Source organism: Polaromonas sp. P4_H1 (assembly GCF_056400945.1).
Genome location: NZ_JBFUKG010000011.1, coordinates 145,730 through 170,133 on the forward strand (window position 1 = coordinate 145,730; position 24,404 = coordinate 170,133).

The 24,404-nt window shown below is 65.0% G+C and carries 25 protein-coding genes; 9 read left to right on the top strand and 16 right to left on the bottom strand.

Annotated features, from left to right (window positions below; all coding sequences use genetic code 11):
* Positions 1–1,236: a phospholipase A gene (locus AC1DS5_RS15640; protein ID WP_477719169.1), complete on the top strand. Its 1,236-nt coding sequence runs from the start codon at positions 1–3 to the stop codon at positions 1,234–1,236.
* Positions 1,237–1,256: 20 nt separating this feature from the next.
* On the opposite strand, the gene AC1DS5_RS15645 is transcribed toward AC1DS5_RS15640, so the two are convergent.
* Positions 1,257–2,195 carry a LysR family transcriptional regulator gene (locus AC1DS5_RS15645; RefSeq protein WP_477719170.1) on the bottom strand — a complete coding sequence of 313 codons (939 nt, stop codon included), beginning with the start codon at positions 2,193–2,195 and terminating at the stop codon, positions 1,257–1,259.
* Between the two features lie 159 nt (positions 2,196–2,354).
* Here AC1DS5_RS15645 and aptA point away from each other — a divergent pair, with 159 nt between their 5' ends.
* The 3 genes from aptA (at position 2,355) to AC1DS5_RS15660 (ending at position 7,492) form a co-directional block, all read left to right on the top strand.
* Positions 2,355–3,713, top strand: coding sequence for an omega-aminotransferase AptA (gene aptA, locus AC1DS5_RS15650; RefSeq protein ID WP_477719171.1), 1,359 nt, complete (start codon positions 2,355–2,357; stop codon positions 3,711–3,713).
* Between the two features lie 179 nt (positions 3,714–3,892).
* Positions 3,893–6,007, top strand: coding sequence for an elongation factor G (fusA, locus tag AC1DS5_RS15655; protein WP_477719172.1), 2,115 nt, complete (start codon positions 3,893–3,895; stop codon positions 6,005–6,007).
* Positions 6,008–6,145: 138 nt separating this feature from the next.
* Positions 6,146–7,492, top strand: coding sequence for a cation:proton antiporter (locus AC1DS5_RS15660; protein WP_477719173.1), 1,347 nt, complete (start codon positions 6,146–6,148; stop codon positions 7,490–7,492).
* A gap of 253 nt (positions 7,493–7,745) precedes the next feature.
* Here the strand turns inward: AC1DS5_RS15660 and AC1DS5_RS15665 are convergent, their stop codons facing one another.
* Positions 7,746–8,030 (bottom strand): DUF4148 domain-containing protein, encoded by a 285-nt coding sequence (locus AC1DS5_RS15665; protein ID WP_477719174.1) that lies wholly within the window; start codon positions 8,028–8,030, stop codon positions 7,746–7,748.
* Between the two features lie 209 nt (positions 8,031–8,239).
* Between AC1DS5_RS15665 and AC1DS5_RS15670 the strand changes: the two genes are divergently transcribed.
* Complete coding sequence (locus AC1DS5_RS15670; protein ID WP_477719175.1) at positions 8,240–9,166, top strand: LysR family transcriptional regulator; 927 nt, start codon at positions 8,240–8,242, stop codon at positions 9,164–9,166.
* Between the two features lie 414 nt (positions 9,167–9,580).
* Positions 9,581–9,904 carry a DUF4148 domain-containing protein gene (locus AC1DS5_RS15675; protein WP_477719176.1) on the top strand — a complete coding sequence of 108 codons (324 nt, stop codon included), beginning with the start codon at positions 9,581–9,583 and terminating at the stop codon, positions 9,902–9,904.
* Between the two features lie 128 nt (positions 9,905–10,032).
* Here AC1DS5_RS15675 and AC1DS5_RS15680 read toward each other — a convergent pair whose 3' ends face one another.
* The 5 genes from AC1DS5_RS15680 to AC1DS5_RS15700 all read right to left on the bottom strand — a co-directional run bounded on the left by AC1DS5_RS15680 (position 10,033) and on the right by AC1DS5_RS15700 (position 14,899).
* Positions 10,033–11,121, bottom strand: a complete 1,089-nt coding sequence (locus tag AC1DS5_RS15680) for a fatty acid desaturase (RefSeq protein WP_477719177.1) — start codon at positions 11,119–11,121, stop codon at positions 10,033–10,035.
* Between the two features lie 271 nt (positions 11,122–11,392).
* Complete coding sequence (locus AC1DS5_RS15685) at positions 11,393–12,181, bottom strand: helix-turn-helix domain-containing protein (RefSeq protein ID WP_477719178.1); 789 nt, start codon at positions 12,179–12,181, stop codon at positions 11,393–11,395.
* A gap of 26 nt (positions 12,182–12,207) precedes the next feature.
* The gene (locus AC1DS5_RS15690) at positions 12,208–12,600 is read right to left on the bottom strand and encodes a response regulator (protein ID WP_477719179.1); all 393 of its coding nucleotides are present in this window, start codon (positions 12,598–12,600) and stop codon (positions 12,208–12,210) included.
* Positions 12,601–13,058: 458 nt separating this feature from the next.
* On the bottom strand, positions 13,059–13,703 hold the full coding sequence (locus tag AC1DS5_RS15695) for a response regulator (RefSeq protein ID WP_477719180.1): 645 nt from the start codon (positions 13,701–13,703) through the stop codon (positions 13,059–13,061).
* Positions 13,700–14,899: a sensor histidine kinase gene (locus AC1DS5_RS15700; protein ID WP_477719181.1), complete on the bottom strand. Its 1,200-nt coding sequence runs from the start codon at positions 14,897–14,899 to the stop codon at positions 13,700–13,702. The genes AC1DS5_RS15695 and AC1DS5_RS15700 overlap by 4 nt, the downstream gene beginning before the upstream one ends.
* A 214-nt stretch (positions 14,900–15,113) precedes the next feature.
* Between AC1DS5_RS15700 and AC1DS5_RS15705 the strand changes: the two genes are divergently transcribed.
* Positions 15,114–15,581, top strand: coding sequence for a universal stress protein (locus tag AC1DS5_RS15705; RefSeq protein ID WP_477719182.1), 468 nt, complete (start codon positions 15,114–15,116; stop codon positions 15,579–15,581).
* A 63-nt stretch (positions 15,582–15,644) separates the two neighbouring features.
* Here AC1DS5_RS15705 and AC1DS5_RS15710 read toward each other — a convergent pair whose 3' ends face one another.
* From AC1DS5_RS15710 to AC1DS5_RS15750, 9 genes are all read right to left on the bottom strand, one after another.
* Positions 15,645–15,926, bottom strand: a complete 282-nt coding sequence (locus AC1DS5_RS15710) for a hypothetical protein (protein ID WP_477719183.1) — start codon at positions 15,924–15,926, stop codon at positions 15,645–15,647.
* Positions 15,927–15,950: 24 nt separating this feature from the next.
* Positions 15,951–16,232, bottom strand: coding sequence for a FixH family protein (locus AC1DS5_RS15715; RefSeq protein ID WP_477719184.1), 282 nt, complete (start codon positions 16,230–16,232; stop codon positions 15,951–15,953).
* A gap of 18 nt (positions 16,233–16,250) precedes the next feature.
* Positions 16,251–17,681, bottom strand: coding sequence for a cytochrome c oxidase accessory protein CcoG (gene ccoG, locus AC1DS5_RS15720; RefSeq protein ID WP_477719185.1), 1,431 nt, complete (start codon positions 17,679–17,681; stop codon positions 16,251–16,253).
* A gap of 36 nt (positions 17,682–17,717) precedes the next feature.
* Entirely contained in the window at positions 17,718–18,635 is a 918-nt protein-coding gene (ccoP, locus tag AC1DS5_RS15725) for a cytochrome-c oxidase, cbb3-type subunit III (protein WP_477719186.1), read from the bottom strand.
* A 16-nt stretch (positions 18,636–18,651) separates the two neighbouring features.
* Entirely contained in the window at positions 18,652–18,789 is a 138-nt protein-coding gene (locus tag AC1DS5_RS15730) for a cbb3-type cytochrome oxidase subunit 3 (protein ID WP_477719187.1), read from the bottom strand.
* A 12-nt stretch (positions 18,790–18,801) separates the two neighbouring features.
* Entirely contained in the window at positions 18,802–19,443 is a 642-nt protein-coding gene (gene ccoO / locus AC1DS5_RS15735) for a cytochrome-c oxidase, cbb3-type subunit II (RefSeq protein WP_477719188.1), read from the bottom strand.
* Positions 19,444–19,456: 13 nt separating this feature from the next.
* Positions 19,457–20,890 carry a cytochrome-c oxidase, cbb3-type subunit I gene (ccoN, locus tag AC1DS5_RS15740; RefSeq protein WP_477719189.1) on the bottom strand — a complete coding sequence of 478 codons (1,434 nt, stop codon included), beginning with the start codon at positions 20,888–20,890 and terminating at the stop codon, positions 19,457–19,459.
* 62 nt (positions 20,891–20,952) lie between these two features.
* Positions 20,953–21,090 carry a cbb3-type cytochrome oxidase assembly protein CcoS gene (ccoS, locus tag AC1DS5_RS15745; RefSeq protein WP_477719190.1) on the bottom strand — a complete coding sequence of 46 codons (138 nt, stop codon included), beginning with the start codon at positions 21,088–21,090 and terminating at the stop codon, positions 20,953–20,955.
* Positions 21,091–23,385, bottom strand: a complete 2,295-nt coding sequence (locus AC1DS5_RS15750) for a heavy metal translocating P-type ATPase (protein ID WP_477719191.1) — start codon at positions 23,383–23,385, stop codon at positions 21,091–21,093.
* A 105-nt stretch (positions 23,386–23,490) separates the two neighbouring features.
* Here AC1DS5_RS15750 and AC1DS5_RS15755 point away from each other — a divergent pair, with 105 nt between their 5' ends.
* Together AC1DS5_RS15755 and AC1DS5_RS15760 are read left to right on the top strand one after the other, a co-directional pair.
* On the top strand, positions 23,491–23,934 hold the full coding sequence (locus AC1DS5_RS15755; RefSeq protein WP_477719192.1) for a universal stress protein: 444 nt from the start codon (positions 23,491–23,493) through the stop codon (positions 23,932–23,934).
* A 24-nt stretch (positions 23,935–23,958) separates the two neighbouring features.
* A complete protein-coding gene (locus AC1DS5_RS15760; RefSeq protein WP_477719193.1) occupies positions 23,959–24,381 on the top strand; it encodes a universal stress protein in 423 nt (140 codons plus the stop codon).
* Positions 24,382–24,404: the final 23 nt, after the last annotated feature.

A 24,404-nucleotide genomic window follows, 5' to 3' on the forward strand; every position in this document is an offset into this window, starting at 1 on the left:
ATGTCCCTCCCCCTGCCTCTTCAACGATCCGCGCTGCCCTGCGCCCTGCTGCTCGCCGGCCTGCTGACCGGCGCGGCGCAAGCCCAGGCCGCGCCGGCGGCCGGCGTGCCGCTCCAGCGTCCGTCCAGCGAGGGCTGGCAGGCTTGCCAGGCCTTGAAAAACGATGCCGCGGCGCAGCTGGCGTGTTTTCAGCAATGGGCGGATTCGCAGTCGCCCGCTGCGGCGCCAGCCAGCAACGGGGCCGGCAAACCGGCCCCCACCCTGACCACCGCGCCGGCCAATCCGGACACGGGCCAGCCAGCCATGCCGGTGCTGGTGCTGCCCGCCATGAACAGCGATGCGCCGGACGGCAAACCGCTCGGCTGCAAAAACGACCAGTACGGCGTGCTCTCCAGGTTCTGGGAACTGCAGCGCGGCACCGACTGCGACACCTTTTCCCTGCGCGGCTACCGGCCCACCTCGCTAGCCGTCTCGGCGTCCGACAGCGTGAACACCCAGCCGTCCTCGACGGCCGCCGGCCATACAGCCCTGACGGCACAGGCCTACGGCCGCACCGAGAACAAAATCCAGCTGTCGGTCCGCACCAAGATCGCCAAGGGCCTGCTCAAAAGCGGCCCCGCGGACCAGGACGACCACGACTCGCTGTGGTTTGGCTACACCCAGCAAAGTTACTGGCAGTTGTTCAATGGCGGGCTGTCACGCCCGTTTCGCAACACCGACCATGAACCCGAGCTGATCTACATCTACCCGCACCAGATTCCGCTGGCCGGCGGCTGGAACTACCGGCTCTCCGGGCTGGGACTGGTGCACCAGTCCAACGGGCAGTCGCTGCCGCTGTCACGCAGCTGGAACCGCGTCTACCTGATGGGTGCGGCCGAGAAAACACTGGCCGGCGACTCCAGCCTGACACTGCAGGGCCGGGTCTGGGACCGGCTGCGCGAGTCGTCCGGCAATGACGACAACCCCGGCATCGAAAACTACGTGGGCCGCGCAGAACTGACCGGCGCCTGGCAGATCAACAAGGCCCACAGCCTGGGCCTCACGCTGCGGCATTCGCTGCGCAAGGAGGCCCGTGGCTCGGCCCGCCTGGACTGGATGGTGGGGCCCGCTTCCTCATCCAGCTACACCGGCCTGCGCTACCACGTGCAGTTGTTCAGCGGCTATGGCGACAGCCTGCTGGACTTCAACAGAAAGCGCACGGTATTGAGCCTGGGCCTGAGCGTGGTGGACTGGTAGTCCTCCTTCGCTGCTGCGCTTCAGGGCGTCCTGCCCTTGCCGTGCGCCCGCACCAGGCAATCGTGAAAGGCCTGTACCACGCGCGACGGCTGGGGAGAGCGCCTGAGCAGGCTGACAAAAGTGCAGGGGTAGCGGAACACGGCGGGCTGCACCGCCCGCATCTGGCCGCGTCGCTCAAATGCTTCGGCGTAGTGGTCTGGCAGGAAGCCGAGAAATTTCCCCGAGAGGATCAGGGTGGCAATGGCCTCCTGGTCAAACCCGGTGGCCTTGCGCGACAGGCCTGCGCTGTGGCTCAAGGCCATGTTGGGCGAGTGATAACCCAGCCCCGCGAAATGGTAGGCCTGCAGCCCGTCCCAGGTCAGCGCAGACCCCGGGTCGGCGCCAAACAGCGGATGCTGCGCGCCGCAGTACAGGAGCATGGTCTCGCTGAACAGCTCGGCATACAGCAGACTGTGAGAAGTGCGGTGGGCCGGAATGATGCCCACCTGGTAGCTGCCATCCATCACGCCACGCTCGATGGCGTTGATGGAAGCCACATGCAGTTGCAGGTGCACGTCGGGCGCCTGTTCGGTGAATTCGGCAATCGCCTCACCAATGTGAGCCCGCGGATTGCTGGCGGTCTTGTCGAACACCGCGACCGCCAGCGCTCCCCCCATGCGTGAGTGGATATCGTCAATGCTGTTCCGAAAACCCTCAACCGAAGCCAGCAAGCGCAAAGTCTCTTCATAAACCCGCTGCCCCTCGGGCGTGAGGGCAAAACCGGCCCGGCCACGGCGGCACAGCACCAGGCCCAGCCGGGTTTCCAGGTCCTTCACATGGCGGCTGACCGTGGACGTGCCGATGTTGAGCTCCAGCTCGGCCGCCGCCATGCCGCCGCAATCGACCACGCTCTTGAACACCTGCAGCAGCCGCAGGTCCATGTCGCTCAACTGCCCCAGCACGGCGCGCTTCACTTGCATAAAACCTCAAGTAAACATTGATATTGCATGCTTTTAGAGGTTAACAGAACACTCCAGAATGTCCTCATCGCCTCGCCAAAGGGGTTCTCCGGCTCTCGGGTTCTCGCGAGAGGCCGCTCCCCACCATTTCCTGCCCCCCCCAAACTCCGGAGAAAGCACATGCGCTTCACTGACCTTGAGCAACCCACAACGGCCGCCGGCCCCCGCATGGATGCCGCCTGGCTCGACGCCCACTGGATGCCCTACACCGCCAACCGCAGCTTCAAGGCCAACCCGCGCATGGTGGTGGAGGCCAGCGGGGCCTACCTGACGGATGCCGGGGGGCGCAAGATTTTCGACGGCCTGTCGGGCCTCTGGTGCTCGGGCCTGGGCCACTGCCGGCGCGAAATCACCGAGGCCGTTAGCCGCCAGGTCGGCAAGCTCGACTACGCACCGGCCTTCCAGTTCGGCCACCCGCTGGCCTTCGAGCTGGCCAACAGGATCAAGGAACTGACGCCCGAGGGGCTGGATTACGTGTTCTTCACCGGCTCGGGCTCCGAGGCGGCCGACACCTCGCTCAAGATGGCGCGGGCCTACTGGCGCGCCAAGGGCCAAGCCGGCAAGACGCGCCTGATCGGCCGCGAAAAGGGCTATCACGGCGTCAACTTCGGCGGCATTTCGGTCGGCGGCATCGCGGCCAACCGCAAGCTGTTTGGCCAGGGTGTCGAGGCTGATCACTTGCCGCACACCCAGCCGCCGCCCGGCTCCTTTCACCGCGGCATGCCGCCCACCGGCGCTGAACTGGCCGACCGCCTGCTCGACGTGATCGCGCTGCACGACGCGTCCAACATCGCCGCCGTGATCGTTGAGCCCTTCTCCGGCTCGGCCGGCGTGGTGATTCCGCCGCAGGGCTATTTGCAGCGCCTGCGCGAGATCTGCACGGCCCACAACATCCTGCTGATTTTTGACGAGGTCATCACCGGCTTTGGCCGCTGCGGCGCCTGGACCGGCGCCGAGGCCTTTGGCGTGGTGCCCGACATCATGAATATCGCCAAGCAGGTGACCAATGGCGCGCAGCCGCTGGGCGCCGTGGTCGCGACAAAAGACATCTACGACACCTTCATGGACGCGGGCGGCCCGGAGTACATGATCGAGTTCCCGCACGGCTACACCTACTCGGCCCACCCGGTGGCCTGCGCCGCCGGCGTGGCCGCGCTCGACGTGCTGCAGAAGGAAGACATGATCGGCCGCGTCAAGGCGCTGGCGCCGCATTTCGAGAACGCCGTGCACAGCCTCAAGGGCAGCAAGCATGTGGCCGACATCCGCAACTACGGCCTGGCCGCCGGCTTCACGATTGCCGCGCTGCCGGGCGAGCCGGCACGCCGGCCCTACGAGATTGCGATGAACTGCTGGAAGAAAGGCTTTTACGTGCGCTACGGCGGCGACACCATCCAGCTGGCCCCGCCCTTCATCAGCGAAAAGGCCGAGATCGACCGGCTGATCAACGCGCTGGGCGATGCGCTGGCCGAAACGGCATAAGCAGCCCCTTCACACTGCACACGTATTGCACACGTACTGCACGTGCAGCGTTCGCTGCGGTAATTCGCTATTGTTTTTAGCATCTCCTTCGCATACCCTGATCAGGCGGGCTTCGCCGGACGCTGTTGTTGCACAAAGCGCCGGTCGTGCCCGCCCAACCTGGTGCGCAAGGAGACGTCATGACCCGCAAAACACCTATTGAACGCTACCGCAATATCGGCATCAGCGCTCACATTGACGCCGGCAAGACCACCACGACCGAGCGCATCCTGTTCTACACGGGGGTGAACTACAAGCTCGGCGAGGTCCACGAGGGAACGGCCACCATGGACTGGATGGAGCAGGAGCAGGAGCGCGGCATCACCATCACGTCCGCCGCGACGACCGCCTTCTGGAAAGGCATGGCCGGCAACTACCCGGAACACCGCATCAACATCATCGACACACCGGGCCACGTCGACTTCACGATCGAGGTCGAGCGCTCCATGCGTGTGCTCGACGGCGCGGTGATGGTCTACGACTCCGTCGGCGGCGTGCAGCCGCAGTCGGAAACCGTGTGGCGCCAGGCAAACAAGTACAAGGTGCCGCGCATTGCCTTCGTCAACAAGATGGACCGCGTGGGTGCCGACTTTTTCCGCGTGCAGCGCCAGATCGGCGAGCGCATGAAAGGCGTGGCGGTGCCGGTGCAGATTCCGATCGGCGCCGAGGATCACTTCCAGGGCGTGGTCGATCTGGTGAAGATGAAAGCCATCGTCTGGGATGACATCAGCCAGGGCCTGCATTTCGAATACCGCGACATTCCGGACGAGCTGCTCGCCACCGCCAGGACTTGGCGTGACAAGATGATCGAGGCCGCCGCCGAAGCCAGCGAGCCCTTGCTGGAAAAGTACCTCGCCGGCGAAGCGCTGAGCGAAGACGAAATCAGGCAGGGGATTCGCCAGCGCACCATCGCCAACGAGATCGTCCCCATGCTGTGCGGCAGCGCCTTCAAGAACAAGGGGGTGCAGGCGCTGCTCGATGCCATCATCGACTACCTGCCCTCACCGGTCGACGTGCCGGCCATCCTGGGCCACACCGAAGACGACAAGGACGCCGAGCGCCATCCGGCCGACAACGAGCCCTTCGCCGCGCTTGCGTTCAAGGTCATGACGGACCCGTTTGTCGGGCAGCTGATTTTCTTTCGCGTCTATTCGGGCGTGGTCAAGACCGGCGACACCGTGTACATCCCGGGCAAGACGCGCAAGGAGCGGCTCGGGCGGCTGTTGCAGATGCACGCCAACGTCCGCCAGGAAATCAAGGAAGTGCATGCCGGTGACATCGCGGCGGCGGTGGGCCTGAAGGACGTGACCACCGGCGACACCCTGTGCGACCCGGACAAGGTGATCATGCTGGAGCGCATGGTCTTTCCGGAGCCGGTGATCTCCCAGGCCGTCGAGCCCAAGACCCAGGCCGACCAGGAAAAGATGGGGGTGGCGCTGCACCGGCTGGCCCAGGAAGATCCCTCGTTCCGGGTGCAGACCGACGAAGAATCCGGCCAGACCATCATCTCCGGCATGGGCGAGCTGCACCTGGAGATTCTGGTCGATCGGATGAAGCGCGAGTTCGGCGTGGACGCGACCGTCGGCAAACCCCAGGTCGCCTACCGCGAGACGATCAAGCAGGCCGTCAAGGATGTTGAAGGCAAGTTTATCAAGCAGTCGGGCGGGCGCGGGCAATACGGCCATGCCGTGCTGAACGTCGAGCCGCAGCCACCCGGCAAGGGCTATGAGTTCGTCGATGCCGTCAAGGGTGGCGTGGTGCCGCGCGAATACATTCCGGCGGTGGACAAGGGCATCCAGGATGCCCTGACGGCCGGCGTGCTGGCCAGCTATCCGGTGGTTGACGTGAAGGCCACGCTGGTGTTCGGCTCGTCGCATGACGTTGATTCGAATGAAAACGCCTTCCGCATGGCCGGCGCCATCGCGTTCAGGGAGGCCATGCGCCGCGCCAAGCCGATTTTGCTCGAGCCCATGATGGCGGTCGAAGTCGAAATGCCGGAAGACTTCATGGGCCATGTGATGGGCGACCTGTCCACGCGCCGCGGCATGATCCAGGGCATGGAAGACATCGCGGGGGGCGGCGGCAAGCTGGTGCGCGCCGAAGTACCGCTGAGCGAAATGTTCGGCTACTCGACGACGCTGCGCTCACTGACGCAGGGCCGGGCCACCTACACGATGGAATTCAAGCACTACACGGAGGCGCCCGCCGATGTGTCCGACGCCATCATTCGCGGAAAAGGAATGGGCCGGCAATGAGCAGGGTCGCTGCGGCGAGCGCCGCTGTGCGTGCCGGCCCGGCTGAACTACACAGGGGTTTGCTTTAAGCTGTGCCAATGACCAGCACAGCATTTTTCGCGGGCAGGCGACGGCAGAACCCAGCCCCACCATCCCGCCATGCTTGAGCCGTCCGATTTCACCCTGGGCTGCATCATCGTCGGCGCCTTGCTGATCGTGATGACCCTGAGCGGCTCCTTCATTGCGCGCCTGCCGCTGAGCGCGGCGATGCTCTACCTCGGGGTGGGCGTGGCCATCGGGCCGATGGGTCTGGGCCTTCTCAAGCTTGACGCGCTGAAGAACGTGGCGCTGCTGGAACGGCTCACCGAAGTGGCCGTGCTGATATCGCTGTTCACCGCGGGCATGAAGCTGAAACTACCGCTGACGGACCGGCGCTGGCGCATCCCGGTGCAGCTGGCCACGGTGTCGATGGTGGCCACGGTGGGCGCCATCACGGCACTCGGCGTGTGGGGCCTCGGCTTGCCGTTGGGCGCGGCCGTGCTGCTCGGCGCGATTCTGGCCCCCACCGACCCGGTGCTGGCGTCTGACGTACAGGTGGCCAATGTGGGGGACCGGGATCGCCTGCGCTTTGGCCTCACCGGCGAAGGCGGCCTCAACGACGGCTCGGCCTTCCCCTTCGTCATGCTGGGGCTGGGCCTGCTGGGCCTGCACGAACTGGGCGACGGCGGCTGGCGCTGGTGGGCGGTTGATGTGCTGTGGGCGGTGGCCGGCGGCCTTGGCCTGGGCTACCTGATGGGCACGCTGATCGGCCGCGTCATCCTCTACCTGCGCATGCGCCATCGCGAGGCGTTGGGCTCTGACGAGTTCATTGCCCTGGGGCTGATCGCCCTGACCTACGGCCTGGCCCTGGTCAGCCAGACCTACGGCTTTCTTGCCGTGTTCGCTGCCGGGGTGGCGCTCCGGCGCATTGACGAGCTGCCGCAAGTGCCGGTCGCCCCGCCTGCGCCCGAGCTGAGCGCCGCAGAGCAGCAGGCCTCCGGCGCCGAAGCTCCCGCCCACATGATGAACGAGGTGCAGCGCTTCAACAGCCAGCTGGAAAGCTTTGTCGAAGTGGCCATGGTGTTGACCGTGGGGGTGCTGATTGCCACGGTACGCTTTCACGGCGAAGTGCTGTGGTTCATCCCGGTGCTGTTCCTGGTGATTCGCCCGCTGGCGGTGTACCTTGGCCTGCTGGGCACGCCCGTGAAGGGCGCGCAGCGCCGCCTGATGGGCTGGTTCGGCATTCGCGGCATCGGCTCGCTGTATTACCTGCTCTACGCCATCAGCCACGACATTGAAACAGCGCTGGCCCAGCGCCTGCTCTCCCTCACGCTGGCCGTGGTCATCGCCTCGGTCATTGCGCACGGCATTTCGGTCACGCCGCTGATGAAGCGCTATGAAGCGCGCAAGACATCGCGCCGAGGCCCGGACGGCGATCGGCCGGTGTCCGGCGCGCCACCCGAGTGACAGCCGCAGCCTTCCTCAACAGCTGTCGAAGCAAGCAGAATCAAACCGCTATTGTTCTTGCAGCAACTTTCTTGTAGCAACTGCCAACGCCATCCACGGCAGTGCCTGGGCAGTTCTGCAAGGGCCTGGACGATCTCTGCGCATCCACCATGTACAAAGGCCCCGGAACCTGTCACGGCGCCGGAGCCTTTGCATGTTGCAACGGGGACGCCAGCCTGGAGCGGGCGCCTGCTGCTGCATCAGCGGATATCGCTTATTGCTGGACGGCCTTCAACACGCCGGCAGCGCCTTGGGAGGCAGTACCAGACGTGTCGCCGTTGGACACGCCCGGGTTTTGCTGGGTCGTTGCGCCGTTGGAGCTGGCCGTGGCCCCTTCACGCTGCCCCTGCAGCACTTCGGCCTGGACTTCGGCGCGGGTGCGGGTCGAAGGCACTTTCATCTGGTCCCACAGATAGGAATTGAAGGTCTGGGCCGAAGCGGCTACGGAAGTCAGGGCAGCAATCGCCACAACAGCGCTGGCAATCAATTTTGATTTCATGATGAAAGTCCTCTCAAAGTTAAAGTGACATTTCCGGGCATGGCGGGCTCATCTATCCCGTCTGTCCAGCCTCGGTGAGTCGCCTTGCAAGGGGGCTCCGGCTCATCGATGGACGAACTTTATTCCTTTCAAGCAAATCAAAAAACAGCAAAATTAACAATTTATTACTGCTAAAACAGCAATAATGAAGCGCAAAACAAGGGTATTCCATGGACCGACTTCAATCAATGCGCGTGTTTCAACAGGTGGTGGATGACGGCAGCTTTGTCGCGGCGGCGCGCAAATTCGACATGTCGTCGGCCGTGGTGACCCGGCTGGTCAGCGACCTGGAGGACCATCTGGGCGTGCGGCTGCTGCATCGCACCACCCGCCGCATGGCACTGACGGATGCAGGTGTTGCCTACCTGGCTCGCGTGCGCCACATCCTGAGCGACATCGACGAGGCCCACGCGGCGGCGCAGGCGCATGCCCAGGAAATGTCCGGCGTGATCCGCATCCTGACGCCGCCCATCTTCGGTGTGCATGTGCTGGGGCCGCTGGTGGCCGAGTTCGGGCGGCGCTATCCCAAGGTCGTGCTGGATATCCACGTGGACTCGCCTCTGGTGCCACCGGTGGAAGACTACGACCTGACGCTGCTGGGTGCGACCGATACCTTCGATGCCAACATCATTGCGCGGCCGATTGCCTCGTCGGACGGCATCCTGTGCGCCTCACCCGACTACTTGCGCCGCAACGGCATTCCGCAGCAGCCCGAAGACCTCGCGCGGCACCGCTGCCTGCGGATCAAGGTCCCGGCGAACCGGCACCGCGTCTGGCGCCTCATCAATCCCGACGAGAACAGGCGCGAGCTGGAAGTGCCGATCGAGCCCGCCATGCTGGTCAACCACTCCGACACGCTGATACGCGCCTGCGTCGATGGCGCTGGCATCATCAGCCAGTCGAGTCACATGGTGGCCAACCACCTCCACAGTGGCGAGCTGAAACGAATCCTGTCGCCCTGGATCACGGGCACCAACACCCTGTACGCGGCACTGCCCAGCCGCAAATTCATTCCGGCAAGAACCAGCGTGTTCCTGGAATTCATGACCGAGTACACGCGGACTGTGATCAAGAAAATGGACGCGCGGCACGACTGAGCTGAACCTTTACCGCGCACTCGCAAGGCCATGGGAGCCCAGGCCGCGGCTGGCATGGAAAACCGGCCATCAGTCCCCATATGACATGCCAGAACCTGGCACGTCCTTTCTGCAATGAGAGTCCGGCATCGTCCGATTTCGCCATGTGCAGCAACGTGGCAGCCATGTAGCTGCGCTTGATGAGGCTGCGGCCCGGAACTTTTAGCGTGCCAAAAAGTTCCAGCATATGGCGCTTTCATTGTTCCAGTTTTGATAATGGAATGTTCTGCCAAAGCACACTTGTCTATCGACGATGCGGAACAAGGTTCAGTACATCGATGAGCCACACATAACAGCGACTCAGCGATGAAGGCCCCTCGGGCAGAACGCCCGTCCGACCGGATATTTCAAAAAACATTCTCAAGGAAATTCATCATGAAATCGACTCTTGTCTCTGCCTCCATTCTTGCCATCGCTGCACTTGCCTCTGCCAACAGCTTCGCCGAAGGCCGCGACCCCTATCCGCTGGACCAGCTGGACCAAGTGAGCGCCGCCAGTACCAAAACACGTGCTGACGTGCAGGCCGAGTTGCTGCAGGCACAGCGCGCAGGCTACGACGCGAATTTGAACAGCGGCTACAAACAGGTCAAGGCGGCACCGGCCAGCACCAGGACCCGTGCTGAAGTCAAGGCCGAAGCGTCGTCGGGTACCGCTGTATCGGTCAGCGCCCTTGAGCATGCCTATCCTGCTGTTCAATAAACAAGCACCCTGAGCACCCGGGCCCCAGGCCCATTGGCGGTGCGACAGCCACGCACCCCGCTGCGCTTTTGCGCAGCGGGGTGCACGCGTTCAGGCGCCCGCATTCCGCGGTGGGCGCCGGGGCCTGTTCATCCTGAAACGGAAGTGCGTTTCAGGGCGAACAGGCCTTGACTCGTTCGCCTTCCGGCAAAGTCTGTCCAGCATTGCCGCTCGAAATCGTAGAGCTTGCAGCGCCGGGCCGTCTGGAAATACCATGCCCATGAAAACGGCTGAATCACAATCCGGCCCGGCAGTTTTTTCTCGAGCAGCGCCTGCGCTTTCTTGAGGCGATACAGCGGCAGGCTCATGTCGACGTGATGCGCCGTGTGCTCCATGATGTGGTGCAGCGCGCAGCCGATGCCTGCACCGAATGTCAGGTGCACCGTGGTCGAGACAAAAGGGCTGGCCGCCGACCAGTCGTTTTTTTGCTCGTACCAGGCAACGCTGGTATGCGTGTGATGGACATAGACGACAAAGCCCATCAAGGCGTTCCAGACAAAGAGCGGCAGCACAAACGCGACGCCGAGCAGCCACGCCACCGACTGGCCGGTCGCGGATGCCGCATAGGCGAGCGCGGCAATCCAGGCGGCTGCCACCGCGGTGACCAGCAGGCAGTCGGCCGTGAAAATGCCGCGGCGTGTGGGCATCAACGCCCGGGACGGGAAGTACATTCGCTTCCACCAGATTTCAACGCCGTAGTAAAACCACGGCGCCCAGCCGCTTCGGTACAGGCGCTCGCACAGCCTGCGCCAGGCAGGCATGCTTCGGTAGGCCTCGATCGAATACGGTTGCCAGACAAAGTCGAAGTCCTTGAGGTTGGTGTAGCCGTGATGGACCACGTTGTGGCCGACGTCCCAGAGGCTGTAAGGCGTGAGGGACGGCATGAACACCAGGCGCCCCAGCCACCGGTTGAGCCGGCGGTGCGGGGTCAGGCTCTGGTGGCAGGCATCGTGACCCAGGATGAAAAGACGCCCGATGACCAGGCCGGTCAGGATGGCCGCCAGCACCTGCAGCGCAGGCTGGGCCAACAAGACGGTCGCAGTGATGGCCAGCGCGAACAGGGCAAGATCCGACACCACCAGGAACAGGGCGTACGCGGTGTTTTTGGTGGCGATGGGTGCGAGCCAGGAGCGGATGATTTTTCGGTGCGGGATAGCTTCGGTGAGATCAGCAGGCATGAAATTTCGGCAGGTTGTGGTTGATGCGGAACAAGTGCAGGAAAGCAGGACAGCAGGACGTACAGGAGATGCTGGCCATGTTCAGACGCCCGGTCCGCCCGGCGCCGGCGACGGCTGCATTGACGCAGAAGGGATGAGTGGACGGTCAGGCAGGCACCCGCCCATCAGGCCGCGGCAGGGTCGTGGGTCAAAGCGTGTCAGCTTAGCGGGCCTGCCCCGGCGGCGCTTTGATTCACATCAACCGCCCGTGCTTCGATGAACTGCGAAGCACTCAATGCACATGCATCTCGAATGACCGCGTCAGGCCTTCCGGATCGGTGATGCGGATATGGCGCTTGTCCACTTCCAGCAGGCGTTTGTGCTGGAAAGCCGAAAAGGTCCGGCTCACGGTCTCCAGCTTCATGCCCAGGTAGCTGCCGATTTCGGCCCGGGACATCCTGAGGTGGAACTCGTTGGCCGAGTAGCCGCGGGCTCTCAGCCGTTGCGACAGGTTCAGCAGGAAAGCCGCCAGACGCTCCTCGGCATTCATGCTGCCCAGCAGCATCATCAGGCTGTGCTCGCGCACGATCTCGCGGCTCATCAGGCGGCTGACCAGGTTCTGCGTGCCCGCATTGCCGGCCGCCAGTTCCGTGAGGTGGGCATAGGGTATGGCACAGACCTCGGTGTCCTCCAGCGCCGTGGCGCTGCTCGCATGCGTGGCGTGGGCCACACCGTCCAGGCCCATCAGTTCGCCCGCCATGTGGAAGGCGCTGACCTGCTCGCGGCCATCCGCCAGCGTGAGGCTGGACTTGAACGTGCCGCTGCGCACCGCATAAATGAACTGGAAACGATCACCCGCGCGGTAGAGGGCTTCTCCGAGCCTGACCTTGCGCCGCCCGAACCTCAAACTGTCCAGGCGGGCCATATCGGCGCCCGTCATTCCGCAGGGCAGGCACAAGTCCCGCAGATGGCAGCTGGAGCACAGGATTTTCAGGGGCGCGACGGTCCCGGCCCGCGTCGGGGGCGGCCGGGGCACAAAGCGGATCGGGGATGCGGGGATGTCAAGGATGAGGCCAGACATGCATTTCTCCTGCTGGGCGGTTGGTTTCATGGCACGACCTGCTCGCACGCAGACGCCACCGTCTGCGCGAGCTGGTCGAATTCGGTGCTCTTGTCGAGGAAACGGTAGGCGCCCTCGTCGAGATAACGCTTGCGGTAGGCCGGGGCCGAGTTGTTGCTGAACACGACGAAGGCAATGCCGGGGGCAGCCAGGCGAACGGCCCGCATGACCTGCATGCCCGAGCCGCCATCGAGCTGCACATCCAGCACCACCACATCGGGCCACGCGGAAAGAATCCCGTCGATCGACGCCTGAGGTGTTCCGGCCTCGCCCACCACGGTGATGGCGCGTGCGCCCAGCAAGACGGCAACGCGCTGGCGGATCATGGCGGAGTCCTCGGCGAGGAAGACCTTGATGGCGGGAGCGTGGCGCTGAAGCATGCCTCTACTGTGACCGCGGCGCGATCGCAGGGCCATCGGCGCAGGTCGAAAGTGGGCCTCGGCGTGCCCCTAAATTTACCTCGGCCGGCGCCGCAGGGGGCCTAGGAATTTTCCGAGCGGGCTAGAACCTGTTTACGATCTAAACGAGGCCGCGTTGGGGTGCAATCGGGATGAGTGGGGCGCCCGGGTCCGCCGCATGGGCTAATGCCCATGCAAGGGCTCGGGTGGCTCAATCGCCCGACCGCACAGCCGGCCGGCTGTGCGTCGTGCGGCTGCCCCCATGGGGATGCAAACGCGACCGCGTTTGCGTCACCCCAACCCGAAGGGCAAGCGCCTTCTCGGGCGGTCTACGGCGTTGCGGCGCTTGCCCATAGCCCAAGCTATGGGCGGCGCACCGCGCCTTGCATCCCATCCCGACAAGGTGCTTGCGCGGCCCCGTTTAGATCGTAAACAGGTTCTTAGGGTTCGAACTGGTCGGTCAGGCCGTGCCGCATGGCGTAGCGGATCAGCTCGCTTTGATTGTGCAGGCCCATCTTCTGCATCAGGTTGGCCTTGTGCGTGCTGACCGTCTTGACCGACAGGTTGAGCCGGCCCGCGATGTCGGTGACCGATACACCGGCGACCAGCAGGCGGAACACTTCGAATTCGCGGTCCGACAGGGTCCCGTGCGCGGCGACCTCGCTGCCCGGCATCGCACCCAACGCCAGCTGCTCGGCCACCTCGGCACTGATGAATGCACCGCCGGCGGCGATCTTGCGGATGGCCTGCTCCAGCTGCGCCGGCGCGCTCTCCTTGGTCAGGTAGCCACTGGCGCCGGACTTGATGGCGCGCACGGCGTACTGCAGCTCCTGGTGCATGCTCAGCACGAGGATGCGCAGCTTGGGCTTCTCGGCGCGAACCAGCTTGATCAGCTCCATGCCGCTGCGTCCCGGCATGGACAGGTCCAGCATCAGTACATCGAACGACAGTTCACGCACCCGCTGCATGGCCTCGGCGCCGTTGGCGGCCTCGCCGGCCACTTCCATGTCGTCGGCCGAGGAAATGATGCGCTTGAGACCTTCCCGCACGATGGCGTGGTCATCCACAATGACGATCCTGATCAATCCGCTGCCCCCGCTTCCTGAACCTGAACCGGAATCCGCACATCGATACAGGTCCCCTGCCCCGGCTGGCTATCGATGGTGACAGCCCCCTTGAGCAACTGCGCACGCTCGCGCAGGCCCAGGAGGCCCAGGGAATTGGGGCTGCGCGGTGCGGCCAGCGAGAAGCCCCGGCCGTTGTCGGCAACATGCAGGGTGACCGCCTCCGGCGTCCGCTCGATTTTCACCTCGACGCGCGAGGCTTCGGCATGCTTGGCCACATTGGCCAGCGACTCCTGCACGATACGGAAAACAGCGGTGGCGTAGGGCTCGTGCAGTTCCACCTCGTCATCCACCGAGAGCGTGCAGGCCACGCCGGAGCGCTGGCTGAAATTTTGAACCAGCCACTCGATGGCCGGCGCCAGGCCCAGGTCATCCAGCAGCAGCGGGCGCAGGTCCGAGGCGATGCGGCGGGTGGCTGCGACCGTGGTGTCGAGCATGGCCAGCATCTCGCCGAGCTTGGCGGCGGCCGCCTGCGCTCCCTCCGGCAACTGGTCGCGCACCCAGATCGCGTCCATCTTGAGGGCCGTCAGCGACTGGGCCAGTTCGTCATGCAGTTCCCGTGCGATACGGGTCTTCTCGCCTTCGCGAATGGTGTGGGCCGCGGCGGCGAAGGCGCTCAGTTCTTCCTGGGTGCGCATGCGCTCGCTGACATCGCGCAGGATCACGGTGAACAGCTTGCCGTCCACGGTATCCAGCTGGGAGATGGAGGCTTCCATCGGAAACTCTTCACCGCTGGCGCGCTGCCCGTAAAGCACGGTGCCGTCGCCCATGCGCCTCGAGGTGATACCCGTGGTATTGAATTGGCGGACATGCCCGGCATGGCTGCCACGGAAGCGCTCCGGCATCAGCTTTTCCAGGCGTGCTCCCATCGCCTGTGCGCTCGGCCAACCGAAGATTTTCTCCGCCGCGCGGTTGTACAGCACGATGCGCTGTTCTTCGTCCACGGTGATGATGGCGTCCATGGCCGAGTCGAGCAGACCCGCAAGCCGGGCAGCGGTAGCGTCCATTGCACTGGCACCTGCGGGGCGCTGGACAGCTTCGCCGCCGGCACGGGCCAACTCGGGTACGGCAGCCACCGACGGCGGGGACACGGTGGCGTCACCGACCCGCTCACGGCTGGTTGAGCTTGTTTTTCCCGGCGTTGTTTGGTTGAACACACGGTGATCTTACAACTCATGTCCGCCGAGCCTCCCGCCGCCGGGCTGTCGCCAGGGGGAGAAGAGGATGCTGAACGCATGTACAGTCCCCCGCAGCCTCCCGGCGGCGATCCGGTCAACAAAGTATTTCCCTGTTTGATCGACATCAACCCGGCCCGACGGCAAGCGCTCCACACTGCAGGCATCAGGCCATCACCCGCAAAGGAGCCCCACCATGTACAAACGCATTCTCGTGCCCGTCGACGGCAGCGAAACATCCAACAAGGCCCTGGTCACCGCATTGCAGTTCGCCAGGGATTTCGGCGGTCGGGTGCGGCTGGTCCACGTGATGGAAGAGCTGACCTACCTCACGGCCTACGACCCTTACGGCTACTCCGGCGACCTTGTCACCGTCATGCGGGAGACCGGTGAAAAGATTCTGGATCAGGGCATGGCCATGGCCCAGTCCGCCGGCGTGGAAGCCGACTCCATGCTGTTCGACAAATCCGGCGAGAGGCTGGCGGAAACCGTGGCCGATGCGGCGAAGCGCTGGAACGCGGACCTGATCGTTGCAGGCACCCACGGCAGACGCGGTCTCGGCCGCGTACTCATGGGCAGCGGCGCTGAACAGATTGTCCGCCTGGCACCCGTCCCCGTGCTGGTGGTCCGGCTGCCTGACAGCGACAGCCACGCACAGGCCTGAGCCAGGCCCGTGTCAGCTGGCCCTCGTCCGCCGCAGGGCAATCTGGCGGCGTCTGCCGCATGGCTATTGCTGAGGACAGCCGTCCGGGCGCTCGCCGGATGCCAGCGGGCAGCAGTTGACCTCGGCAGGCGGCATGCCCAGCAGCGTCGTCAGGGCACACGACGCCGTTCCGACGGCCCAGAAGACGAAGAAGCCCGCTGTGTAGACGCCGGTCCGTGGCCAACCGAGCGCCTGCCCGGCCCACCGCAACTCGAACGGATCCACCACCGCGAATACCACCAGTTCCAGAATGCAGGCCGACAGGAAAGCGGGCCAGGCGACCCGCATGAGTTTCTGACTCCACATGGCATGTCTCCTTGTAGTTCCGGACTATCGCGGTGCCGCGGCCGGCGGCGTGGCGGCATGATTGCGGCCCTGCAGGGCGGGCATCAAGGCCTTGTCCCTGGCGAGCGTCTGGTTGATCTCCATGCCGCGCCGGTAGTAGTCCTCCGCCACGACCGGATCAGGGCTGCGCACCGCGATCCACACCGTGGTCAGGCCGGCAACCACCACCGCCACGGGGCCGGTGATCACCAGCCAGACATGGCCGTGCTTCCACCAGGGGGAAGAAGGAGGAGGAGGAGGAGGAGTGGCTTGAGGCAGGTCGTTCATGGATATCTCCTAACTTTCCTAACGGGGCACGAGGAACACGGACTTCTCGCTCACATGGGCATCACCCGCGAGGTCGCCGATGCTGAACTGGATAGGATGCGAGCCGGCGCTGGCGGAGCCGTAGGGAATCTGCAGCCTGACGGCAACCCAACGGGATTCTGCCGGGCCGACCACCACCTCGGCGTCGGAGGCCAAAGTCAGCCCATCCAGCCCGCCGGCGGCGATGCGGTAGTGCTGCGGCTGCTCGGTGGCGTTCATGATCTGCAGCCGGTAGACATTCTCCAGCTTGCCGCCGGCCACGATGCGTGACAGCGCGGCGCGGTCGCGCACCACGTCGACCTTGAGCGGCATGCGGACGACAAGGCTCCACAGCAGGCCCAGGCACAAGGCCAACAGGATGGCGCCGTAGACCAGCACCCGCGGACGCAGGACCTGCCGCCATATCTGCAGCCGGCTCCAGTGTTGGGCCAGCGCGTTCTGGGTGGTGAAGCGAATCAGGCCGCGCGCATAGTTCATCTTGTCCATCACGCCGTCGCATGCGTCGATGCAGGCGGCGCAGCCGATGCACTCGTATTGCAGGCCCTTGCGGATGTCGATGCCGGTCGGGCAGACCTGCACGCACAGGGTGCAGTCCACGCAGGCGCCCAGCGACAGCGCGGCCGGGTCGGCCATGCGCGAACGCGCCCCGCGCGGCTCACCACGGCTGCCGTCATAGCTCACGATCAGGGTGTCGCGGTCAAACATGGCGCCCTGGAAGCGCGCATACGGGCACATGTATTTGCACACCTGCTCGCGCAGGAAACCGGCATTGCCATAGGTGGCCAGGCCGTAGAAGCACACCCAGAACACTTCCCAGGCGCTCATGCGCGTTTGCAGGAACTGCATCCCGAGCTCGCGGATCGGCGCAAAATAACCGACGAAGGTGAAGCCGGTCCACATCGCCAGCCCCAGCCACAGGATGTGCTTAAACCACTTCTTGACCAGTTTTTCCAGCGACATCGGCGAGCCGTCCAGCCGCATCCGCAGGGTGCGGTCGCCCTCGACCTTGCGTTCTATCCACAGGAAGATTTCGGTGTACACGGTCTGTGGGCAGGCAAAACCGCACCACAGGCGCCCGGCGACGGCCGTGAAGAGGAACAACGTGAGCGCGCTGACCACCAGCAGCCCGGTGAGATAAATGAAATCCTGCGGGTACAGCACGTAACCAAAGATGTAGAAGCGCCGCGCGCCCAGGTCAAACAGCACCGCCTGCCGCTGACCCCACTCCAGCCAGGGCAGGCCGTAGAACACCAGCTGGGTCAGGATGACGCAAGCCAGGCGCCAGCGCGCAAACAGGCCCGTGACCGAGCGCGGATAGACCTTCTTCTGCGCCTCGTACAGCGACTCCGTCAACCCATGCGCCGGTTCCGGCACGATGGGTATGACTTTGCGACGTGTGGAAGATTGCAAGCGAAACTTTCTCTTCAGAATCTCTTCAGGATCTCTTCAGGGTTTGGCCGGAAGGGGCTTGTTGGACATGCCCCAGATGTAGGCCGTCAGCACATGAAGTTGTGCTTCGGTCAGCTTGCCGATCTGCGCCGGCATCTCGCTGGTCTTGCCCTTGTTGATCATGTTGATGATGGCCTGCTCACCCCAGCCGTGCAGCCAGATGTCATCGGTGAGGTTGGGCGCGCCCAGCGCCGGGTTGCCCTTGCCATCCACGCCATGGCAGGCCGCGCAGGCGCCGAATTTGCTTTTGCCCAGGGCCCCGCGCACGGAGTCGTGTGGACTGCCGGACAGGCTCAACACATAGTTGGCGAGATTCTTCACGTCGTCGGGCGTGCCCACCGCCGCCGCCATCGGCGGCATCTGCCCCTGCCGGCCCCGCGTCAGCGTTTCCGTGATTTTGTCGGGCGTGCCCCCATGCAGCCAGTCGCCGTCGGTCAGGTTGGGAAAGCCCTTGCTGCCACGCGCGTCGGAGCCGTGGCACTGGGCACAGTTGTTCATGAACAGGCGCTCGCCAATCGCCATGGCATTGGCGTCGCCGGCCAGCTCCTCAGCGGGCTTCGCGGTGAACTGCGAATACAGCGGCGCGAGCTCCTGGTTGGCGCGCGCTACCTCGACCGTGTACTCGGCCTGGGTGCTCCAGCCGAGTCGACCCTGATAGGCGCCCAGGCCGGGATAGGCCACCAGGTAACCCAGGGAAAACACAATGGTCAGCACGAACAGCCACATCCACCAGCGCGGCATGGGGTTGTTCATTTCCCGCAAATCCCCGTCCCACACATGGCCGGTGGTGTTGTCGGCACTGGAGACAATCCGCTTGCGCGCGGTCACCCACAGCAGGACCAGGCAGGCCACGATGCCCAGCAGGGTCAGCGCGGCCACATACAGCGACCAGAAATTGCCGGTGAAATCACTCATCAAAAAACTCCCGGAGTCAGTCTTGTTCAAACGGCAGGCGCGCCGCTTCATCGAAACGCGCGCGGTTGCCTCGGGAATACGCCCACCAGACAATGCCCAGGAAGGTGACGAATGAGGCCAGGGTGGCCACGATGCGCAGGCTGTTGACATCCATCTGTATTTCTCCTTATTTCAGGGCCAGGCCCAGCACCTGCAGATAGGCGACCAGGGCATCCATTTCGGTCTTGTCCTTGACGTCCTGCGCCGCCTGGGCGATCTGCATGTCGGCATAGGGAACACCGACGCTGCGCAGGGCCCGCATCCGCGGCGCCATGTCCGCGGCGTCCACCAGGTTCCGATCGAGCCAGGGGTAGGCAGGCATGTTGGACTCCGGCACCAGGTCGCGCGGATTGTTCAGGTGAATGCGATGCCATTCGTCGCTGTACTTGCCGCCCACGCGGTGCAGGTCCGGCCCGGTGCGCTTGCTGCCCCACTGGAAGGGATGGTCATAGACAAACTCGCCGGCCACCGAATAGTGGCCATAGCGCAGGGTCTCGGCGCGGAAGGGCCGGATCATCTGCGAGTGGCAGTTGTAGCAGCCCTCGCGCAGGTAGACGTCGCGCCCTGCCAGCTGCAGCGCCGTATAGGGTTTGACACCCGTCACCGGCGCGGTGGTGGACGTCTGGAAGAACAGCGGGACGATCTCCACCAGCCCGCCGATGGCGATGACCAGCAGGATCAGGACGATCATCAGGAAATTGTTGGTCTCGACCTTTTCGTGCGAGAAGCCGGCGGGGGCGGAAGCGGAAGAAGAGTTGTGGTCGCTCATGTTGTGGGCTCCATCAGGCGGCTTGAGGCAGGGGGACGGCGGTGCGGTGCGGCCGTCCCTGCGCCACGGTCATCCAGGTATTCCATGCCATCACCAGCATGCCGCCCAGGTAAAGCAGTCCGCCCATGAAGCGGATGACGTAGAAGGGATACGTGGCCTTCACCGACTCAACAAAGGTGTAGGTCAGGCTGCCGTCGGCATTGAGCGCGCGCCACATCAGGCCCTGCATCACGCCGGCGATCCACATGGCGGCGATGTACAGCACGATGCCGATGGTGGAGACCCAGAAATGCACCTCGATCGCCGGGACGGAGTACATCTTCTTCTGGCCGAACAGGCGCGGAATCATGTAGTAGAGCGTGCCCATCGTGATCAGGCCCACCCAGCCGAGCGCGCCGGCATGCACATGGCCCACTGTCCAGTCGGTGTAGTGCGACAGGGCGTTGACGGTCTTGATGGACATCAGCGGCCCCTCGAAAGTGGCCATGCCATAGAACGACAGGGCGACGATCAGGAAGCGCAGCACCGGGTCGTCGCGCAGCTTGTGCCATGCGCCGGACAGGGTCATGATGCCGTTGATCATGCCGCCCCAGCTGGGCGCCAGCAGGATCAGCGAGAACACCATGCCGACCGATTGCGTCCAGTCCGGCAGCGCCGTGTAGTGCAGGTGATGCGGGCCCGCCCACATGTAAGTGAAGATCAGCGCCCAGAAGTGGACGATGGACAGGCGGTAGCTGTACACCGGCCGCTCGGCCTGCTTGGGGACGAAGTAGTACATCATCCCCAGGAAGCCGGCGGTGAGGAAGAAGCCCACCGCGTTGTGGCCGTACCACCACTGGATCATGGCGTCCTGCACACCGGCATAGGCCGAGTAGGACTTCATCCAGCCGGCGGGCACGGCGGCGCTGTTGACGAGGTGCAGAACGGCCACCGCCAGAATGAAGGAGCCGTAAAACCAGTTGGCCACATAGATGTGGCGAACCTTGCGCATCCCGATGGTGCCGAAGAAGACGATGGCATAGGACACCCAGACCAGTGTGATCAGGATGTCGATGGGCCATTCCAGCTCGGCGTATTCCTTGCCCGAGGTGTAGCCCAGGGGCAGGCTGACGGCGGCGGCGACGATAACGGCCTGCCAGCCCCAGAAGGTGAACGAGGCCAGCTTGCCTGCGAACAGCGGGACATGGCAGGTGCGCTGCACCACGTAGTAACTGCTGCCGATCAGCGCGCAGCCGCCGAAGGCAAAAATCACGGCATTGGTGTGCAGCGGCCGGAGCCGGCCGTAGCTGAGCCAGGGAATGCCGAAATTGAGTTCAGGCCAGGCCAGCTGGGCGGCAATGAACACGCCGACCAGCATGCCCACCACGCCCCAGACCACCGCCATCAGCGAAAACTGCCGCACGACCGTGTCGTTGTACAAAGCGGCGGAAGTTGGTTGATCATTCATGGAGCACCTTTTTCTTGACGCCCAAGTGTCTCCATCAAGGGTGGGGTGCGAGTTGATGAAAATCAATCCGACTGCAGAATGCGCTCGGCCTCCTGGTCGAGCGCCTCGAACTGGCCGCGCCAGACAGCCCAGCCCAACGCGCCGATGATGAGCAACGCCAACACGACCGACAGTGGAATCAGCAGAAACAGGATGTCCATTCAAGCGGCCCCGGGAATGCGCGCCAGCCGCGCCGAATTCAACACCACCAGCAGCGAGCTGGCCGCCATGCCCAAGCCCGCCAGCCAGGGCGGCATGAAGCCGAGGATGGCCAGCGGTACGCAGACGGCGTTGTAGAGGGCCGCCCACAGCAGGTTTTGCCGCACGACGGTGCGCGTGCGGCGCGCCTGCAGCAGCAGCGCAGGCACATCCGCCAGCCGGCTGCCCAGCACCACGAAATCGGACTTCGCCTGTGCCAGTGGCACGGCGTGCCCCATGGCCACCGACAGGTCGGCGCAGGCCAGCACCGGCCCGTCGTTCATGCCGTCGCCCACCATGGCGATGCGCCGGCCGCGCCGCTGCAGGGCGCGCACGTGCGCCAGCTTGTCTTCGGGCGTGCGCTGGCCGTAGGCCTCATCGATGCCGGCGCGGCCGGCCAGCCGCAAGACGGCTCCGGTCTGGTCGCCGGAGAGCAGCTGCACCCGCAGGCCCATCGCCTGCAGCCCGCCGACCGCAGGCCTGGCATCGGGCCGCAGCGCCTCTTCAAATTCAAAGCTGGCCAGCCAGCCCTGCCCATCGGCCAGATGCACCTGCGGGCCACGGGCCGGCGAGTCCTGCGGCGGGGCACCGCAAAATGCGGCCGAACCTAGCCGCATCGCAAGCGGATGGCCTCCCGTCTCGCCACGGCCCACGACCTGCCCTTGCAGCCCGTGGCCAGGTATCTCTGTGATCTCCACGGCGGGCCACGCCGCGCCCGCAACGGCCTGCACAATCGCGCGCGACACCGGGTGGTGTGAATGCTGCGCCAGCGCCGCCGCGAGCTGGAGTGCCTGCGCAGTGTCGGCGCCCGGGCGGGCCCGACGCATGACCACCGCCATGCGGTCCTCGGTAAGCGTGCCGGTCTTGTCGAACACCACCGTGTCCACCGTGGCGCCGGACTCCAGCGCCTGCAGGCGACGCACCAGCACGCCCCGGCGCGCCAGGGCGCCCGCCGCGGCCAGCGTGGCGGCCGGCGTGGCCAGCGACAAGGCGCAGGGGCAGGTGACGATGAGGACGGCGGCCGCCACGCTGATCGCATGCGCCGGGTCCACCGGCCACCACCACAGCGCCGCCGCGGCGCTGGCCAGCAGCACCCCCAGCAGGAAGGGGCTGGCGATGCGGTCGGCAACCCGGGCCAGCCGCGGCTTCTGGACCGAGGCCTGCTCCATCAGCGCCACGATGCTGGCATACCGGGTCCCGGCACCCACGCGGTCCACCCGCACCAGCAGCAGGCCGGAGAGGTTGTGGCTGCCGGCGATCACCGCGCCGCCGACGCCCCGCTGCAGCGGCGCGGACTCACCGGTCAGCAGGGCTTCATCCACCCGGCTGTCGCCCGCCGTCACGGTGCCATCCGCAGGAATGACCTCGCCCGGCAGCACACGGATCAGGTCGCCCACGATGAGGCGCCGCAGGGCCACGCGCTCGAACTGGCCCTCAGCGCCCTGCCGCTCCACACTGTCGGGCAGCCTGCGAATCAGCGCCTCCAGCGAGCCGGCCGTGCGGTCGCGCAGGCGCTGCTCCAGCAGGCGCCCGGACAGCAGGAAAAACACGAACATGGTCACCGAGTCGTACCAGACCTCGGCACCCCACGGCCCGGCGGTATCGAAGGTGGCGGCCGTGCTGGCACCAAACGTGATGAGGATGCCCAGCGCCACCGGCACGTCCATGCCGATGCGCCGTCTGCCCAGGTCACGCAGCGCGGTGGCAAAGAACGGCCAGCAGGAAAACAGCACGACCGGAAGCGTCAACACCCAGGAGGCCCAGCGCAGCAGCGCCTGCACATCCGGCGTGATCTCGCCGGGGCCGGCGACATAGGCGGGTAGCGCGTACATCATCACCTGCATCATGCAAAAGCCCGCGACCAGCCAGCGCCAGAGCATCAGGCGTTGGGCCTGCAGCCGCGGCGCGGCCAGCAGCATGTCGCCAGCCGGCAGGGCCGTGTAGCCGGCGCGCTGGAGTGCGGCCATCCAGGCCGAGGGGCAGGTTCGCCCGGGCTGCCACACGAGGCGCGCCATCGCGGTCGCGCCATTGACCTGAACGCCCTCCACATCCGGCAACTGGCCCAGCGCCTGCTCCACCGTGAGCGAGCAGGCGGCGCAGTGCATGCCATCGATGGCGAGGTAGGTCTCCCACCAGCCATCGCGCCCGGCCACGGGCCGGCTGAAGCCCTCCCATTCGGCGGGCTCGTCCAGCGCAGCCCAGTCCGCATGGGACGCGGCAACAGGCTCCGCGCCCAGGGCAAGGGTGGCAGTTTGCATGGCGCAAGGTTACCCAGTACACCGACACGCCCGGTTGATCTGGATCAATCCGGTACAGGACGCGCGCGCCTAAGCTGTGGACGTCAATCAAGAAAGGAGAAGAACATGTACCAACGCATTCTTGTTGCTACCGATGGCTCCACCCTCTCGAAAAAGGCCGTTCGCAGCGCGCTCGGGCTGGCAAGCGCACTCGGCGCCGAACTCGTGGCGCTCCATGTGGTTCCACGCTACCCCATGAGCTATTTCGAGGGCAACGTGTCGATCACACTCCAGGAGGTCGGCCGCATCGAAAAACAATGGGCCACCGAGGGCCAGGCCATGGTCGATGCGGTGCAGCAGGCCGCGCAGGCCGAAGGGATCCGGGCCAAGGCCGTGGTCGCGCGCTCCAACCTGGTGGCCGAGGCCATCATGGCCGCAGCCAAAAAACACAAGTGCGACCTGATCGTCATGGCCTCACATGGCCGCAAGGGTCTCAAGCGCGTGCTGCTGGGCAGCGAAACCCAGCATGTGCTGGCGCACAGCAGCACTCCTGTGCTAGTGTTGCGTTGAATTGGTCCACCTGGAGGAGAAAAAATGAAAGTCCTGTTCGCCGCCGATGGCAGCAAGTACACCAAGAAGGCCCTGGCCTTCCTCGTCACCCACGAAAGCCTGACCGGCCCGGAGGACGAGGTGGTCGTGCTCAATGTACAGGCGCCCATGCCCGGGCGCGTCAAGACCATGGTGGGCGCCGCCACGGTCAGTGCCTACCACAAGGACGAAGCCCTGAAGGTGCTCGAGCCGATCGAGCGCTTCCTCAAGCGCCACAAACTGCACTACCGCGTGACCTGGGCCATCGGCTCGCCGGCGGCCGAAGTGGTGCGCGCCGCGCAGCGCGAAAAGGCGCACATGATCGTCATGGGCACCCACGGCCACGGCCTGGTCGGCCGCGCCATCATGGGCAGCGTGGCCCAGCGCGTGGTCACCGAATGCGACGTCCCGGTGCTGCTGGTCAAGTAGGCCGGTTGGCAATTGCCGCGATG

Bases quoted from the DNA above. Each gene is read 5' to 3' on its own strand.
- AC1DS5_RS15640 (WP_477719169.1), top strand. From the start codon at position 1: ATGTCCCTCCCCCTGCCTCTTCAACGATCCGCGCTGCCCTGCGCCCTG.
- ccoP (WP_477719186.1), bottom strand. From the start codon at position 18,635: ATGAGTGATTTCACCGGCAATTTCTGGTCGCTGTATGTGGCCGCGCTG.
- AC1DS5_RS15760 (WP_477719193.1), top strand. From the start codon at position 23,959: ATGAAAGTCCTGTTCGCCGCCGATGGCAGCAAGTACACCAAGAAGGCC.
- AC1DS5_RS15675 (WP_477719176.1), top strand. From the start codon at position 9,581: ATGAAATCGACTCTTGTCTCTGCCTCCATTCTTGCCATCGCTGCACTT.
- AC1DS5_RS15670 (WP_477719175.1), top strand. From the start codon at position 8,240: ATGGACCGACTTCAATCAATGCGCGTGTTTCAACAGGTGGTGGATGAC.
- AC1DS5_RS15710 (WP_477719183.1), bottom strand. From the start codon at position 15,926: ATGTGGAGTCAGAAACTCATGCGGGTCGCCTGGCCCGCTTTCCTGTCG.
- AC1DS5_RS15755 (WP_477719192.1), top strand. From the start codon at position 23,491: ATGTACCAACGCATTCTTGTTGCTACCGATGGCTCCACCCTCTCGAAA.
- ccoS (WP_477719190.1), bottom strand. From the start codon at position 21,090: ATGGACATCCTGTTTCTGCTGATTCCACTGTCGGTCGTGTTGGCGTTG.
- fusA (WP_477719172.1), top strand. From the start codon at position 3,893: ATGACCCGCAAAACACCTATTGAACGCTACCGCAATATCGGCATCAGC.
- AC1DS5_RS15750 (WP_477719191.1), bottom strand. From the start codon at position 23,385: ATGCAAACTGCCACCCTTGCCCTGGGCGCGGAGCCTGTTGCCGCGTCC.
- AC1DS5_RS15705 (WP_477719182.1), top strand. From the start codon at position 15,114: ATGTACAAACGCATTCTCGTGCCCGTCGACGGCAGCGAAACATCCAAC.
- AC1DS5_RS15730 (WP_477719187.1), bottom strand. From the start codon at position 18,789: ATGGATGTCAACAGCCTGCGCATCGTGGCCACCCTGGCCTCATTCGTC.
- AC1DS5_RS15645 (WP_477719170.1), bottom strand. From the start codon at position 2,195: ATGCAAGTGAAGCGCGCCGTGCTGGGGCAGTTGAGCGACATGGACCTG.
- AC1DS5_RS15690 (WP_477719179.1), bottom strand. From the start codon at position 12,600: ATGCTTCAGCGCCACGCTCCCGCCATCAAGGTCTTCCTCGCCGAGGAC.
- ccoN (WP_477719189.1), bottom strand. From the start codon at position 20,890: ATGAATGATCAACCAACTTCCGCCGCTTTGTACAACGACACGGTCGTG.
- AC1DS5_RS15665 (WP_477719174.1), bottom strand. From the start codon at position 8,030: ATGAAATCAAAATTGATTGCCAGCGCTGTTGTGGCGATTGCTGCCCTG.
- AC1DS5_RS15685 (WP_477719178.1), bottom strand. From the start codon at position 12,181: ATGTCTGGCCTCATCCTTGACATCCCCGCATCCCCGATCCGCTTTGTG.
- ccoO (WP_477719188.1), bottom strand. From the start codon at position 19,443: ATGAGCGACCACAACTCTTCTTCCGCTTCCGCCCCCGCCGGCTTCTCG.
- AC1DS5_RS15680 (WP_477719177.1), bottom strand. From the start codon at position 11,121: ATGCCTGCTGATCTCACCGAAGCTATCCCGCACCGAAAAATCATCCGC.
- aptA (WP_477719171.1), top strand. From the start codon at position 2,355: ATGCGCTTCACTGACCTTGAGCAACCCACAACGGCCGCCGGCCCCCGC.
- AC1DS5_RS15660 (WP_477719173.1), top strand. From the start codon at position 6,146: ATGCTTGAGCCGTCCGATTTCACCCTGGGCTGCATCATCGTCGGCGCC.
- AC1DS5_RS15715 (WP_477719184.1), bottom strand. From the start codon at position 16,232: ATGAACGACCTGCCTCAAGCCACTCCTCCTCCTCCTCCTCCTTCTTCC.